The 14,532-nt window shown below is 54.0% G+C and carries 13 protein-coding genes; 4 read left to right on the forward strand and 9 right to left on the reverse strand.

Translation table 11 applies throughout. The features are described from left to right. The first annotated feature begins 53 nt into the window (after positions 1 to 53). On the forward strand, positions 54 to 2,234 hold the full coding sequence (locus tag TRICHSKD4_RS18110; protein WP_009468358.1) for an anthranilate synthase component I: 2,181 nt from the start codon (positions 54 to 56) through the stop codon (positions 2,232 to 2,234). A gap of 55 nt (positions 2,235 to 2,289) precedes the next feature. Here TRICHSKD4_RS18110 and TRICHSKD4_RS18115 read toward each other — a convergent pair whose 3' ends face one another. Next, positions 2,290 to 2,781 (reverse strand): transporter for efflux, encoded by a 492-nt coding sequence (locus TRICHSKD4_RS18115; RefSeq protein ID WP_009468359.1) that lies wholly within the window; start codon positions 2,779 to 2,781, stop codon positions 2,290 to 2,292. A 105-nt stretch (positions 2,782 to 2,886) separates the two neighbouring features. On the opposite strand from TRICHSKD4_RS18115, the gene TRICHSKD4_RS18120 reads away from it, so the two are divergent. Further along, entirely contained in the window at positions 2,887 to 3,372 is a 486-nt protein-coding gene (locus tag TRICHSKD4_RS18120) for a GNAT family N-acetyltransferase (protein WP_009468360.1), read from the forward strand. A gap of 11 nt (positions 3,373 to 3,383) precedes the next feature. Here the strand turns inward: TRICHSKD4_RS18120 and TRICHSKD4_RS18125 are convergent, their stop codons facing one another. Together TRICHSKD4_RS18125 and TRICHSKD4_RS18130 are read right to left on the reverse strand one after the other, a co-directional pair. Then, positions 3,384 to 4,469: a metal-dependent hydrolase gene (locus TRICHSKD4_RS18125; protein ID WP_009468361.1), complete on the reverse strand. Its 1,086-nt coding sequence runs from the start codon at positions 4,467 to 4,469 to the stop codon at positions 3,384 to 3,386. A 120-nt stretch (positions 4,470 to 4,589) separates the two neighbouring features. Next, positions 4,590 to 5,651, reverse strand: a complete 1,062-nt coding sequence (locus tag TRICHSKD4_RS18130) for an alpha/beta fold hydrolase (protein ID WP_009468362.1) — start codon at positions 5,649 to 5,651, stop codon at positions 4,590 to 4,592. Between the two features lie 144 nt (positions 5,652 to 5,795). Here TRICHSKD4_RS18130 and TRICHSKD4_RS18135 point away from each other — a divergent pair, with 144 nt between their 5' ends. Continuing rightward, positions 5,796 to 6,809 carry an AraC family transcriptional regulator gene (locus TRICHSKD4_RS18135; protein WP_009468363.1) on the forward strand — a complete coding sequence of 338 codons (1,014 nt, stop codon included), beginning with the start codon at positions 5,796 to 5,798 and terminating at the stop codon, positions 6,807 to 6,809. A 61-nt stretch (positions 6,810 to 6,870) separates the two neighbouring features. Here TRICHSKD4_RS18135 and ilvD read toward each other — a convergent pair whose 3' ends face one another. Further along, positions 6,871 to 8,715, reverse strand: a complete 1,845-nt coding sequence (gene ilvD / locus TRICHSKD4_RS18140) for a dihydroxy-acid dehydratase (RefSeq protein ID WP_009468364.1) — start codon at positions 8,713 to 8,715, stop codon at positions 6,871 to 6,873. Positions 8,716 to 8,992: 277 nt separating this feature from the next. Here ilvD and TRICHSKD4_RS18145 point away from each other — a divergent pair, with 277 nt between their 5' ends. After that, positions 8,993 to 10,222, forward strand: a complete 1,230-nt coding sequence (locus TRICHSKD4_RS18145; RefSeq protein ID WP_009468365.1) for a GGDEF domain-containing protein — start codon at positions 8,993 to 8,995, stop codon at positions 10,220 to 10,222. 29 nt (positions 10,223 to 10,251) lie between these two features. Here the strand turns inward: TRICHSKD4_RS18145 and TRICHSKD4_RS18150 are convergent, their stop codons facing one another. The 5 genes from TRICHSKD4_RS18150 to TRICHSKD4_RS18170 all read right to left on the reverse strand — a co-directional run bounded on the left by TRICHSKD4_RS18150 (position 10,252) and on the right by TRICHSKD4_RS18170 (position 14,475). Then, positions 10,252 to 10,821, reverse strand: coding sequence for a hypothetical protein (locus TRICHSKD4_RS18150; protein ID WP_040617092.1), 570 nt, complete (start codon positions 10,819 to 10,821; stop codon positions 10,252 to 10,254). 275 nt (positions 10,822 to 11,096) lie between these two features. Further along, a complete protein-coding gene (locus TRICHSKD4_RS18155) occupies positions 11,097 to 11,963 on the reverse strand; it encodes a tetratricopeptide repeat protein (RefSeq protein ID WP_009468367.1) in 867 nt (288 codons plus the stop codon). 111 nt (positions 11,964 to 12,074) lie between these two features. Beyond that, positions 12,075 to 12,785 (reverse strand): ABC transporter ATP-binding protein, encoded by a 711-nt coding sequence (locus tag TRICHSKD4_RS18160; protein WP_009468368.1) that lies wholly within the window; start codon positions 12,783 to 12,785, stop codon positions 12,075 to 12,077. After that, positions 12,782 to 13,534 carry an ABC transporter ATP-binding protein gene (locus TRICHSKD4_RS18165; RefSeq protein WP_009468369.1) on the reverse strand — a complete coding sequence of 251 codons (753 nt, stop codon included), beginning with the start codon at positions 13,532 to 13,534 and terminating at the stop codon, positions 12,782 to 12,784. The genes TRICHSKD4_RS18160 and TRICHSKD4_RS18165 overlap by 4 nt, the downstream gene beginning before the upstream one ends. Continuing rightward, on the reverse strand, positions 13,534 to 14,475 hold the full coding sequence (locus tag TRICHSKD4_RS18170) for a branched-chain amino acid ABC transporter permease (RefSeq protein WP_009468370.1): 942 nt from the start codon (positions 14,473 to 14,475) through the stop codon (positions 13,534 to 13,536). Before TRICHSKD4_RS18170 ends, TRICHSKD4_RS18165 begins: the two co-directional genes overlap by 1 nt. Positions 14,476 to 14,532 lie beyond the last annotated feature (57 nt).

Here is a 14,532-nt window from a genome sequence, read left to right on the forward strand (position 1 = left end):
GAAAAACGCTGTCGGACCCGACCGGTCGAAACGACAAGAGACAGGAATTCGCAATGCCCGCTTTGGCTGACCAGCAGTATATTACGGATGGTGGCATCAAGATCATCCGGCGCTCCCGACCTGCCGATTATGAAAAAGGAACCTCAGACTGGATCGATCGGTTGGATTCTGAGCGCGGTGCAGTCCTCTCCTCCTCCTATGAATATCCGGGCCGTTACACCCGCTGGGACATGGCACTGGCCAATCCGCCTATTGCGATTGAAACCGCCGATCGCAATGTGGTTATCAAAACCCTGAACGAGCGCGGCAAGGTTATTCTGCCTGCCATCGCAAATGCTTTGAAGTCCCATGAAGACGTGGCTACGTTTCAGGCGAGCGACGAGCGCATTGAGCTGACCGTGAAGAAACCGGACCGAGCTTTCCGGGAAGAAGAACGCTCCCGCCAGCCGTCCAGTTTCTCAATCATCCGCGCCCTGCGTGATCTGTTTGCCTGCGCTGACGATCAACTCGGGCTTTACGGCGCTTTCGGTTACGACATTGCTTTCCAGTTCGAACCGATTGACCTGAAACTGAAACGGCCCGATGACCAACGCGATATCGTCCTGTTTCTGCCAGATGAAATCCTGATCGTCGATCACCACGGCAAACGCGCCTATGTGCTGGAATACGATTTTGAAATCGACGGAAAATCCACTGATGGCCTGCCCCGCGACGCCGAAAAACGCCCCTATCATCCAGCAAACGAAGATCCAGGTCGCGGTGATCATGAGCCGGGCGAATATGCCAAGCTGGTTCACAAGGCCAAGGACTATTTCAAGCGCGGCGATCTTTTTGAAACCGTTCCGGGCCAAACCTTTTATGAGCCCTGCGCTAACCCGCCATCTGCTGTTTCTCGCCGCCTACAACAGATCAACCCGGCTCCGTACTCCTTCTTCTTCAATCTGGGAGATGCGGAATATCTGGTTGGGGCGTCCCCGGAAATGTATGTCCGGGTAACTGGTGGCCGCCGGGTCGAAACCTGCCCGATATCCGGCACCATTCGCCGTGGCAAAAACGCCATCGAGGACGAGGCGCAGATCCGCAAACTGCTGAATTCGGCCAAGGACGAAGCAGAGCTTACGATGTGCTCTGATGTGGACCGCAACGACAAGAGCCGCGTCTGCGTTCCCGGTTCCGTCAAAGTGATTGGTCGTCGCCAGATCGAGATGTACTCGCGTCTAATCCACACGGTGGACCACATCGAAGGCATTCTGCGCGACGATATGGATGCGCTGGACGCCTTCCTCTCCCACACTTGGGCAGTGACTGTGACCGGCGCACCGAAACGCTGGGCAATGGAATTCATCGAAAATCAAGAGAAAAGCCCGCGTGCCTGGTATGGCGGCGCGATTGGAGCCGTTCTTTTCAACGGCGACATGAACACCGGCCTGACCCTGCGCACAGTGCGCATCAAGGATGGCGTTGCACAAATTCGCGCAGGGGCCACCCTGCTCTATGATAGCGTTCCAGAGGACGAGGAAGCCGAGACCGAACTGAAGGCCGAAGCCATGCGCGCCGCCGTTCGTGAGGCAGATCTTGCAACCAAAGCCACCGACACCACGCGTCAGGAAAAGCCGGGCAAAGGCATCAAGATCCTGTTGGTCGATCATGAAGACAGCTTTGTGCACACGCTGGCCAATTACTTCCGCCAGACAGGTGCAGAGGTGATCACCTTTCGCTCACCGGTTGCTGATAGTGTTTTTGAAGAGGTCAAACCCGACCTTGTGGTGCTTTCACCGGGACCGGGCAATCCGAAGGATTTTGATTGCGCTGCAACGATTTCCCGCGCCCGTTCGCATGACAAGCCGATCTTCGGCGTTTGTTTGGGCCTGCAAGCGATTGCCGAGAGCTTTGGAGCGGAGCTGGGACAACTGGATGTTCCAGTTCATGGCAAGCCCTCCCCGGTCTCTATCGCCGGAAACTCCATGCTGTTTGATGGGCTGGAGGCTCCTGTAATCGTTGGTCGTTATCATTCACTCCATGCGAAACGTAACACGCTGCCAGAGGACTTCCGCGTCACCGCCCAAACCGAAGACGATGTCGTCATGGCGATTGAGCACACGTCAGAACCGATTGCTGCCGTTCAATTCCACCCGGAATCCATCATGTCGCTGGATCAAGAGGCCGGTCACCGGATCATTCAGAACGTCGTGACTAAGCTGGTCAAGGCAAAGGCAGCGCAGGAACCGGCATAACCAGAAACGCGAGGGTGCCTCCGGGTGCTCTCGTCGCTCCTGCCGTGACAAAGCATCAAATCAGTGTCTTGCGCTCCAGAAAATCTGTTTCCTTGTAGGAAATCGACGGATTGATGGCGCGCAACGCATCCAGAACATCCTCAATCTTGGGGGTAAGCGTCCCACCGAAGTCGAAATTGCGATTGAGGGAAACTGTTCGGCTGGCCGTTTGCAGCTCTACTTCGATCCATTGCCGTGCGTTTTTGGCGACCATACCCTTCTTCTTGAGTTCCACCAGTTTGATCTCTGAGATTGGAAGCTGCCCCTCTTCGAGATTCTTTCCTTCTTTGACCCGCCAAAACATCTGGTCTCCCTCGATCCAGAGTTCCTGTGAGGACGGCGTCAAACCGAGTTTTATCCCCCCGCTGATCAGAACAATCGGAACGATAATATTGAGGTAAAATGGAACGCTGGCCTTAATGAGAAACGCTGAAAGGACACCGAGACCCGCCAAAACCCAACCGATCCAACGCTTGTCCGATTTCCGCAAGACTTTTCTTGTCATCATCACACATCCAGCCATTGGAAACAGTTTGGCTGCAGACTAACCTGACCCTAAGCAGTCCGCTACCCATCCAGATCCACATCGCCCAAGAACCAGAGATGACAACCGGTGCCAGACGAAATCTCCATTCTTAAGGCTGACACAGAGGCCGATCTCGCCGATATACGGCGGCTCTTTCGAGCCTATACAGATTGGCTTGGAATTGATCTCAGCTATCAAGGGTTTGAAGAAGAGCTTGCCGGACTTCCGGGGAAATACGTCACTCCTGACGGGGCGCTGTTTCTGGCTCGAAACAGAAATGGTGGGGCCATGGGCTGCATTGCCATGCGTCCCCTTGAAGTATCCAGCATATGCGAAATGAAACGCCTCTATGTTGCCCCGGAAGGACGGGGCTTGGGAATCGGCAAACAGCTGGTCGAGGCAATCATCCAAGCTGCCCAAAAAGCCGGTTACAATAAAATGCGGCTGGATACCCTGCCCACAATGCTGGGCGCCCTAAAGCTGTATCGAAACGCCGGTTTCAAAGACATTCCTGAATATTACGAGACGCCCATTTCTGAGACCGTATTTTTGGAGCTGGATCTTACCGCTTGACGCACACGATATCACGAGCAGCTGGCGGGCCGAGTTTCTGGCTCACTTTCCGCCACTAACACCTCTGCAGGCAATTCAGCGATCCGAACAGCGGGGCGCCCCCAGAACCGCTCGCCCAGCCAACGAAAATCTTCTTCCTCCACACGGCGAGTGCTGAGATCGCGTTCCGGGGGAATGCTAAGAATACCATCCTCCCCCGCCTCACCAATGGCAAACCGGAACACATAGCCGGGTGTCATCCCCATTCTGAGGTCGGAAACGATGACCTTGTCCTCCACTTGCTCTGCCCGCAGATATCCACGGCTGAACCAATTGAGTTTTTGATATGACTCTCCGCCTTGAAGACAACTCACGAGTTCCGGATGGCGCGGGTGAGAATAGATTTCAGCGGACTGGTCGGCGTCATCAAGCAGTGAAATATAGAGGTTATGGTAGCGCTCTTCTTCCAGACCGATCACCTTCCAAAGAACAGTATTAAACGGCGCGGCAATGGCCAGAACCTTGTCCGTTTGAAGGCCGCGCTCTGCAAAAATGTCTTTGGCCTTCTGCGTAACATACTGCTGCAGCCCTATGGTCAAGGCCATGTATCCGCTGGTGATTGCCAGAACAATTGCAGTCACCCGGCCCAATCTTTGAGACCACTCTCTACGACAAAGCGCCCAAATGGCGACACCCAAAATGGGCAGCGAGTAGATCGGATCAATGATGAAGATCGAGCCGACACAGACCGGGTCCGGATATATGGGCCAGAACAACCGCGTCCCGTAGATCGTCATCGCATCGATGATCGCGTGGGTCGCGAGGATCAAAAAGACAGCCATGTAGACTTGAGTGCGCGCCTCCCGCAGTCCTTTGAAGAGACGGACCAGCCCCTCCCCAATCACGGGAGCTGCCAGCGCATGTACAAAAACCGAATGAGACCAGCCTCGGTGATAGACAAAACTATCAATCGGATCGGAAAACGGAATAAGAACGTCAAGGTCCGGTAAGGTGCCCAACGCACCGCCAACAAGCGCCGCCTTGCGGGGGCCGATTTTCTTTCCAAGGCAAACAGTCGAGACCGCAGCGCCTAAAACAAACTGCGTGATTGAATCCATATGCGGTCCGCGGTCCCGAGCTGATCAATGATACGGCAGAATGTGGGGGTGCAAGCGAAAAAGGCAAGCCATATGGCTCGCCTTTCTCCACCTCTCTCGGGCCGTCGGTCTGTTGGTCTATTAGAGTTGATCGAGAAACCCAAGAACCGCGTTGATGGTCTGCTGATGGGCAAGTCCGCGTTCTCCACCCTCAGGATCATCGCAGATTGGGTCTTCCCCCTCTTCCGCCAAAATCGCCTTCCCGGCTGGCTTGCATTCGGCCAGAAAACTAAAGTGGTTGGCCGGAGCAATTCGAACAAATTCCGCCTTTGGTAAACGGCGCGCCAAGCCCGACCCTTCTTCTGTCACATCAACAGCTTTCCAATTGTCGTTTTGAAACCCGAGACTGATCAGGAGAACGGGCTCTGTAACTTTTTTGAGGCTTTCAGGATCAAGGCCAACCGTGAACCCCGGATCGACTGACACCGGTGCTGCAAAACGCGGATCTTTGAAGTCGCCCTCAAATTGCTCCGGATCAACTTTTGAAAAATCGACACCGCCCTTGCGATAAAAGTCGCAGCCAACCCTGTCCGAGTTCTCGTCACAAAACGCCTTTGTGAGTACGCGATCAAACCGCAGGCCAACACTTTGCAGAGCCGTGGCTCCGCCAAGGGAAAACCCGAGGCTCGCAATGCGTGTTCGATCCACGTGCTGCCCGAAATAGGGATCAGCCAAAACCTGGTCCAGCGCAGCGCTGAGATCCTTCACGCGCTGCCCCAGACGGACTGAGCGACGCGGAGAGCTGTCACCGGAGGTGCTGCCGGGATGATTGACCGCCAGAACCATATATCCGGCCTCGACCAGCGCGCTGGAGAACCAGCCCAGACCATCCATATTGCCGCCAGAGCCGTGCGACAAAACAATAAGAGGATGACGTCCGTCTTTAACACGTGGGCCCATTTGAACCGCCGCGCCCTTGAAGACGATGTTGTCGCCGATCATGCCTCGATAGGTTCTGTTTGCCGCCGGATACCAGATAGACCCCTGCACAGGCCATGCCCTGTGGGTGACTTGAACATCAAATCGGTCATAGCCAGGAAGGGCTTGGGGCGGCTGAGCGGCAGCACTCAACGAAACAAACAGTGAACCGGCGCACAAGGCACCGAGCAACAATGAGGAAAAGCGGCGGGAGAACGAAGGCATTTGGTGCATCCTTGACTGAAATAACTACAGTATCAAACTGATGCGCTCGATGAGAAAAGGCGTCCCAATTCCGAAATCAGGTCGACCTGAAACCAGATATAGGACATAGCATAAAGCCCAACTCTCGTGACCTTGCGTTGACAAATGCCTGCATTTCCGATCCCGCTTTTTACTGCCTCCTTATTGTTCTTTCTGGGCCTTAAAGCCTGGCGGGAGCGGGAAACCGCTCCCTCCGTGTTGGTCGTGATCTTTGCCTGTGCCAGTCAGTCCCTGATTATTTCGCTTCACTACCACTATGACGTCGAATGGCTCCGTTCCGTTCAGCCTGTCACCGCCTTGATGATCCCACCTCTGACATATCTTGCCTATATGTCGACCTCGATCCGGCCACTGGAGGGAAAACGGGACTGGCCTCATCTGCTTCCGCCGATCTTTGCCTTGATCAGCCGGTTTTGGTGGCCCGCGGCCATCGACGGCCTGATCATCCTTGGCTTCTCCGGGTATGGCCTTGCTATGTTGTGGCAACTGAGGTCCGGCTCCGACAGCCTCTCGCTGACGCGCCTCGGGGATGATACCCGCCCCTTGATACTCTGGCGTCTGGTCGCAATTTCCCTGATTGGATCCGCATTCAGCGACCTGATGATTGTCGCTGCCTTGAACTTCGACGCCGGCTGGCTGCACCCATGGATCGTATCGATCTACTCAACCGGGATAATCCTCGCGATTGGGCTTCTCAGCCTCTCCGACGTGCTGAAACCGCCGCCCCAAAAAGAGCTACCAGCGGCGCCGGAAACCGAACCGGAAAAACGGGGAACAGCAGTTGAAACTCCCGAAGATCAGGCGATCATTGCGCAAATTGAGAAGATCATACGCGAGAAAGAAGTCTTTCTGGACCCGGACCTGACACTCAAAAAGCTGTCTCGCCAATTGACGCTTCCAGAAAAACAGATCTCCGTCGCCGTCAACCGTGCAAAAGGTGAAAACCTCGCACGTTACATCAATGCCTACCGGATCAATTATGCCTGCGATCTGCTGGTAAAGGGCGAAAGCATCACGGCAGCCATCTATGCGAGCGGGTTCAACACCAAGTCGAATTTCAATCGCGAGTTTCTGCGGGTCAAAGGCTGCGCGCCCAGCGACTGGCTATCCCAGCATTGATGCAATAAAAAAGGCGAGCTGTGGCCCGCCTTTTCGCAGTTTTCTAATGTAGCAAGATGGCTCAGTCTACTTCGCGCACCGCGCCCTTGGCAGCTGATGTTGTCATGGCCGCATAGGCGCGCAGAGCCTTGGTGACCTTGCGGGTCCGCTTTTCCACTGGCTTCCAGCCGTCCTTGCCCTTGGCATTCATCGCAGCACGCCGCTCCGCCAGAACCTCATCAGACAAATCAACTTTCAAGACGCGGTTCGGAATGTCGATGATGATCGTGTCGCCCTCTTCGACCAAGGCAATGGTACCACCTTCAGCTGCTTCCGGCGACATATGACCGATCGACAGGCCGGATGTGCCGCCAGAGAACCGACCGTCGGTGATCAACGCGCATTCCTTGCCAAGCCCCTTGGATTTCAGGTAACTGGTCGGATAGAGCATCTCCTGCATACCCGGTCCGCCGCGCGGTCCTTCGTAGCGGATCAACACAACATCGCCAGACTTCACCTTGTTTGTGAGGATGGCCGAAACAGCACTGTCCTGGCTCTCGAAAATCCGGGCTGGACCGGTGAATTTCAAGATGCTGTCGTCAACACCTGCTGTTTTTACAACACAGCCATCTTCGGCAATGTTGCCGTAGAGAACAGCCAAACCACCGTCGGTCGAATAGGCGTTTTCCTTGTTCCGGATGACACCGTTTTCGCGGTCCTTGTCCAGATCATCCCAGCGGCGTTCCTGGCTGAACGCAACTTGCGTCGGCACCCCGCCCGGTGCGGCCTTGTAGAATTGCTCCACGCTGTCTGACGACGTTTGCATGACATCCCAACGCTCAAGAGCATCTTTCATGGTCTTCGAATGAACAGTCGGAATATCGGAATGCAGATGGCCACCGCGATCAAGCTCGCCGAGGATACCCATGATGCCCCCTGCCCGGTGCACATCTTCCATGTGGATGTTTTCAACGGCAGGCGCGACCTTACAAAGAACCGGGACTTTTCGGGAAAGACGATCGATGTCGTCCATCGTAAAGCCGATTTCACCTTCATAGGACGCCGCCAGAAGGTGCAGGATCGTGTTGGTGGATCCGCCCATGGAAATGTCCAGCGTCATGGCGTTTTCAAACGCCTTGAAGTTGGCAATGTTGCGAGGCAGGACGCTTTCATCGTCTTGCTCGTAATAGCGCTTCGCCAAATCCACAATCAGATGACCGGCCTCCACGAAGAGCCGCTCGCGATCTGCGTGCGTTGCCAGTGTAGAGCCGTTACCGGGCAACGCCAGACCAAGCGCTTCGGTCAAGCAGTTCATGGAGTTAGCGGTAAACATGCCAGAGCATGACCCGCAGGTCGGACAGGCATTCTGTTCCATTGCAAGAACATCGGCGTCGGACATCTTGTCATCGGCAGCAGCCACCATCGCATCGACGAGGTCGATGGACTTCATCTCCCCGTTTTCCAGAACGACCTTGCCCGCTTCCATCGGGCCACCCGAGACGAAGACGACCGGAATGTTCAGGCGCATCGCGGCATTCAGCATGCCCGGGGTGATCTTGTCGCAGTTGGAAATACACACCAGGGCGTCAGCGCAGTGACCGTTGACCATGTATTCAACGGCATCGGAAATCACTTCGCGTGACGGCAGCGAATAAAGCATCCCGTCATGGCCCATGGCAATGCCATCATCAACTGCAATCGTGTTGAATTCCTTGGCGACACCGCCAGCCTTTTCCACTTCCCGCGCAACAAGTTGGCCCAAATCCTTCAAGTGGACGTGGCCGGGCACAAATTGCGTGAAAGAGTTCGAAATCGCGATAATCGGCTTGCCGAAGTCACCGTCTTTCATGCCTGTGGCGCGCCACAGGCCCCGGGCACCAGCCATGTTGCGGCCATGGGTGGATGTTCTGGAACGATATGGGGGCATGGATTTACTCCCTCATGCTGCGACAGGCTCTTCCTGCCTTATACGTATATATGCGTATCAATTGCGCGTCTTTACAGGGTGTGCCAGCTTTTTGCAGACTTGAAAAGTCCATGACGACGAAAAACCGTACGCTCCGGTACGATTTCTCCAATTTGAGCCTGAAGCAATGGCCATTGGCAGAAATGCCAGCCGTGAATTCTCAGAAAACTATGGCTAAGAGTGCATTAACATCATCAGATTAAATTAGACCATCGGTAATTCTGAGTGTTTCTTTTGCATGGTCTTTGATGCCCCTACGGTCCTGATCCTTCTTCTCCTGGCAAATACGGCTGCAGCCCTTTTGCTGGGCGCGAAGGCTATTGGGTCTTCGCGTCTTGGGGCGGCTCCCTTCGCTTGCCTTGGCTATTGGGCGTTGAGCGCACTGCTGCTTGTGGCTGGTACGGCCTTGTTCGGCGCCAGTTACACGCTAGACCCGATGACCAGCCAAACACTTGCTTTCTCGGTCATTCTTGTTGCGCTCACCGTCCGCCTAAAAGCAATCTTTTCAAACTTGGCGAAACCAACCGGGTTTTGGCTGCTTTCGGTTGGCGCACTCTCATGCACGGTGCTGTTGCTTGCAAATCTTATGGACCTGTCCGGCGCTGAAATCACAACAATTGGCGCTAGCCTCGCCATTTTGATCGTGCTTGCGACTTCCACTGTATGCTTCGCCATCAGACCGACCGGGCAGAAAGCCAATAAAACAGCCAGCATTTTTCTACTCGTCGAGGCTCTGGCGCTTTCGCTTCCTATCATTACCAGCATTTTTCCAGACAGTCGGTCCGTACTTGATCCCGGATTGGCCGCTCAACTTGCTGTCCTTGCCTTACACCTATCCTGTTTTGTCAGTGGTCTTTTGCTGCTCGACAGCACGCTGGAAAAAAAGCGGTACGAACAGAAAACAGAAAATGAGGTAGATCCACTCACTGGACTGCCCACACCGGCGGGTCTTGCAAAGCTTTGCTCCTGTGCCTTGCAAGACCATCGATCACAGAAAACGGGATACAGCCTGATTGCAATTGAGATAGATGGATTGGAAAAGGCGCGGGAGAAATACGGCACCGCCTTGGCTGACCACTTGATGAAGCTGTTGGGTCATCTGTGCTCCCGCTCCGCGGGAGGGAAAGCCATCACCGGTCGTCTGGAAGGCCCAGTCTTCGCAATTTTCATGGTTGAGTTATCCCAAGAAGCTGCAGCGTTGATGGCCCACCGCATTGGACGTCAGCTATCTCAGGAAGTCTCAGCCGTTGCAGGAAAAAAGCTGAAAATCGGAACACGCGCCGGTGTTTTCACGGGGTCTAGCAGAACGCCGTTTTCGAAAGCGGTCGACCTTGCCCAAGGCTGCCTGATTGATGCTCGCCTCAATCGAACCCGTGACATCATCTTGTGGGACGACAGCAAACGCGGTGAACCGAAACGAGCAACGTTCCAGAAAGACATGGCTCCGCAGAAACAAGAAGCGGCCTAAACCGCGCACATCGCAAGACCAAGCCTATTTTATGGAGCAAGTGCGAGAGACACTCGGCCTACATCACGAGAACACTCGTTTAGCTCAACCAATTCATCTTTTTCGTTTAATGCAAAGAGCCTAACGTCCGCGCGTCCAAAATCTTCTTCCAGAACATCGCCAGATTTATATTGGGGCAGCTTCCAGCCTTTCAAAAGCGCGTCAAACTTGTCCATCACAATCGGCAGACGAATGTCACTTGAATAGGTTGAGTTGGCACCAATCTCACCGTAACTGGACGCTCCATCCAAAACCAGTTCGCCATGCCCAGAAGCCACGGTCATCGCGATTTTTTGTAGGCGCAAGACTGTTTCCGACCTGTTACGAACCACAACGGGTACACTTGCTTCGTAAAAAACCAAAGTGTAGGCACCGTTTTCATCTGCGCGGTCAATCACCTTGGCAAAGAATTGCGGAGCACCTGCAAGATCAACCTCGATCAGATGTTTGTCAGGTAAACGTCCTTTTATGACACTTTGAACCACCGGCATTTGCAAGATAAGCGTTCCAGCGCCGCCGACAATAAGGAGTACGATAAGAACAGTGCTCCAGAAGCGCAACAAAGTGCTGTCCTTTTGCCGACACTCGCACGCCTGCTCACCTGCGGAAAAAGGCTTTCCGCAATAAACACAATCCTCAGAACTCAAAATGCTGGCCTCTCCCTCGCCCCGCCATCACGAATGTATTCATTCACAACAGCGTTACTGTGTATACATAACGCTAGGGCAGAAGGGAATTAACCACCGGTTGAACGCAGGTAGAAACCGCTTGAGCCGAGACAAGTTATTGAACGAAATGCGTTTGCAATTCGCCCATATGGACTAGGGTCCTGACCCTAAAACTCGCCACGTTGCTTGGCTTCGCGCAATTCAGTTTGAAACTTGAAGATATCGTGTGCAGCTGGATGATCCGGACCATAGGTTTGAAGAGCGATCATTCCCGCTTCACTCGACGCATCCAGTGCCTTTTGCTTGTCTCCAGCCTCAAGATAAAGCGTGGCAAGGTTATATAGGTTAGACGCAAAACCGGACGTTTGATCGAGCCCGTGAGACCGCTCCAACACTAATAGTTCTTCCATAACAGGTATCGCGGCCTCTGCACCGTCTGTCGTTTTCAGCAAAAACGCTTTTGTGTTCAGATACTGCGCATGAAGTGGAGGGATTTTTTCTGCGCGCGCCAAATTTGCGTCCAGCAAACTCCGCGCTTCATCAACCTTTCCCAATTCGGCGTAATCAATGGCAAGCAACCGCGCTCTTTGCAGAGGCATCTCATGCGCAGGTCCGAAGTGGTTTGCTAGGCGCTGATATCCCAGTTCACGGTATTTCAAAGCGTCTGCGGACTTACCTTGCCCCTTCAATGCAGTTGCAAGAATATCAAGCGGATACCCAGTGTTCGGATGTTCTGGCCCGTAAGCATCCTCAAAGGTTTTCAGCAGTTCGCGACCGCGCTGTTCGGCCTCTTCATAACGCCGATAAGCATTTAGCGTTTGCGCCAATGCAAACAGCGACTGAATGGTTTTGGGGTCAGCAACACCATATTTGGCCAGAAGGTCTGAGTAAGCAGTCTCGGCAGCCACCACCTGATCGGGTTTCGTAACGTGTTCACTTGCGTTTTGCGAATAGGCTGCAGGCACATCTGTAACAACAGTCAGAATCGCAAACACCGCGCCGTAAAGCACGGAAGAAGTTCGAATTATCTGCATTAAAACCGCCCCAAAAAGAAAGATATGTAGATGCAATTTCCAAAACTACACCTACGTCACTTTTAAATATCAGGGGCGGTATAGAGACTTCAATTCGTGTTGTCACGCATGTTATGCGCCCAAATATCGGGACTTTAGATCAGGTGTTCCTATCAATTCCTCGGAATTTCCTGCCCAAACAGTTTTGCCTTTTTCGAGAATGACATGCCGATCCGCCAACCGCTCCAGGGCTGCGACCGTCTTGTCGACAATCAAGATGGACTGCCCGGTTTCCTTCAGACTTTTGAGGCAAGACCAGATTTCGCCGCGAATAATTGGCGCGAGCCCTTCCGTTGCTTCATCAAGAATAAGGAGCTTCGGGTTGGTCATCAGTGCACGACCAATTGCGAGCATTTGCTGCTCGCCGCCGGACAGTTGGCTCCCCAAATTTGCCTTACGCTCTCGCAGCCGCGGGAAAAACTCGTAAACGGAAGCCAAAGTCCATCGGGTAGCCCCAGCACTCCGGTTCGCAGCCGTTGCCACCAGATTTTCCTCCACCGAAAGCGTTGGAAAGATCTGTCTCCCTTCTGGAACCAGCCCCAACCCGGCTTGCGCCACCGAATAGGCAGGGGCAGACGCCAGCTCCACACCCTCAACGCGAACATGCCCTGAGCTTGGCTTCACCAGTCCCATGACAGTTTTAATAGTCGTGGTCTTACCCATACCATTGCGGCCCATGAGTGTGACGACCTCACCTTCATTGATGGTCAGGTTCACATCGAAAAGAACCCGGGTCTCGCCATAACCGGCCTGCAATTGGGAAACTTCAAGCAACGCGGTCATACGCCATCCTCCGTTCCCAAATAGGCTTCCTTAACGGCGGGATTACCCCGAATATCATCAACCGTTCCTGAAGCGATGATTTCCCCGTAGACAAGAACAGAGATCCGGTCCGCCAACTGGAAAACAGCGTCCATATCATGCTCAACCAACAGCATGGGGATTGTCGTTTTCAGTTGTCCCAAGACTTCAACCAAACGGGCAGATTCCTCGGGCCCAGCACCCGCCATAGGCTCATCCAGCAAGAGCACCTTAGGCTCGCCTGCCAGCGCAATAGCTATTTCCAGAACGCGTTTTTCGCCATGGCTGAGGTCACCCGCCCGAACATTCGCCCGTTGCTCCAGTCCCACGGTCGCCAAATGCCGCAACGCAGAGTCGTTCAGGCTCTGCTCCTTGGCTGCAGCTTTAAAGAACCGAAAGGAATGCCCGGCCTTTGCCTGTACACCCAAGGCCACATTCTCGAGCGCAGAAAACTCCGGCAAGATCGACGTGATCTGAAACGACCGACCAAGCCCGCGCAGCGCTCGTTTGGCAACAGGCAGACCAGTGACGTTGTCTCCTTCAAAATAGACATCCCCATTGTCCGAGGCCAAGGCTCCGCTGATTTGCCCAATCAAGGTTGTCTTTCCGGCACCATTTGGACCAATCACCGCGTGAATTTCGCCGGGCACAACGGTCAGAGACACGTTCTTGGTGACTTGAAGCGCCCCATAGGCCTTGTTGAGGTTTTTAAGTTCAAGAACAGGTGCCATCACTTCGCCCTCCCCTTGATCAGCCCCAGAATTCCGCCACGTGCATAGAGCACGACAAGAATGAGCAGTGGCCCAAAGATCAATCGCCAATGCTGCGTGTAGCCGGAAAGAACTTCTTCCAGCATCAGATAAGCGATCGCTCCAAGAATGGCTCCATGCAAATAGCCAAGACCGCCAAGAACCACCATAACGATGAGCTCGCCAGAGCGATGCCAGGACATGTAAGCCGGGGACACAAACTCTGTCTGATTGGCCATCAAGGCTCCGGCAATGCCAGCCAATACACCGGCAATGACGAATGCTGCCAAACGGTAGCCAAATGGATCAATACCGAGCGCGTGGAGCCGTGCCTCATTCTGCCGCACACCTTTGAGAACCCGCCCAAACCGTGATGCTGCGATGCGTTTCAACAGGGCATATGCCCCCAACAAAATAGCCAGAACCAGAAGATAAAAGGATGTGTCATTTGCGAAGAGATCAGTTCCAAAGAACTCGGATCGTCCCCACATGGTCAGCCCGTCATCGCCGCCATAAGCTGAGAGCGAAGTCGCCGTGTAATAGGCCATCTGACCGAAGGCGAGCGTTATCATGATGAAATAAACACCGCGCGTCTTCAGACTGATCGCACCGGTGATCGCCGCAAAGATCGCCGAAACCAAAATGGCAACCGGAAACGAAATCCAGGCATCCCAAATGTCATGCGCTGCCAATATTCCAACGGCATAGGCTCCAAGCCCCAGATAGGCAGCGTGTCCAAAACTGACCATCGCTCCCAAACCAAGGATAAAATCGAGGCTCAGCGCAGCGAGTGCCAGAATGAGGATACGCGTCGCAAATAGCAGAACAAACCGATCATCAAAAACACTGGAGTAAAGCGGCACGAGAGCCAGCGCCAGAAAGAGAATGACGGGAATTGCCTTGTTGTTCAGAAGACGGGTCATGAGCGCGTCACCGGGAACAAGCCGCTCGGCCGGAAAAACAGAACCGCTGCCATCAAG

The organism is Roseibium sp. TrichSKD4, assembly GCF_000148725.1.
GTDB lineage: Bacteria > Pseudomonadota > Alphaproteobacteria > Rhizobiales > Stappiaceae > Roseibium.

Bases quoted from the DNA above. Each gene is read 5' to 3' on its own strand.
- TRICHSKD4_RS18155 (WP_009468367.1), bottom strand. From the start codon at position 11,963: ATGCAGATAATTCGAACTTCTTCCGTGCTTTACGGCGCGGTGTTTGCG.
- TRICHSKD4_RS18160 (WP_009468368.1), bottom strand. From the start codon at position 12,785: ATGACCGCGTTGCTTGAAGTTTCCCAATTGCAGGCCGGTTATGGCGAG.
- TRICHSKD4_RS18135 (WP_009468363.1), top strand. From the start codon at position 5,796: ATGCCTGCATTTCCGATCCCGCTTTTTACTGCCTCCTTATTGTTCTTT.
- TRICHSKD4_RS18130 (WP_009468362.1), bottom strand. From the start codon at position 5,651: ATGCCTTCGTTCTCCCGCCGCTTTTCCTCATTGTTGCTCGGTGCCTTG.
- TRICHSKD4_RS18125 (WP_009468361.1), bottom strand. From the start codon at position 4,469: ATGGATTCAATCACGCAGTTTGTTTTAGGCGCTGCGGTCTCGACTGTT.
- TRICHSKD4_RS18165 (WP_009468369.1), bottom strand. From the start codon at position 13,534: ATGGCACCTGTTCTTGAACTTAAAAACCTCAACAAGGCCTATGGGGCG.
- ilvD (WP_009468364.1), bottom strand. From the start codon at position 8,715: ATGCCCCCATATCGTTCCAGAACATCCACCCATGGCCGCAACATGGCT.
- TRICHSKD4_RS18170 (WP_009468370.1), bottom strand. From the start codon at position 14,475: ATGACCCGTCTTCTGAACAACAAGGCAATTCCCGTCATTCTCTTTCTG.
- TRICHSKD4_RS18145 (WP_009468365.1), top strand. From the start codon at position 8,993: ATGGTCTTTGATGCCCCTACGGTCCTGATCCTTCTTCTCCTGGCAAAT.
- TRICHSKD4_RS18110 (WP_009468358.1), top strand. From the start codon at position 54: ATGCCCGCTTTGGCTGACCAGCAGTATATTACGGATGGTGGCATCAAG.
- TRICHSKD4_RS18115 (WP_009468359.1), bottom strand. From the start codon at position 2,781: ATGATGACAAGAAAAGTCTTGCGGAAATCGGACAAGCGTTGGATCGGT.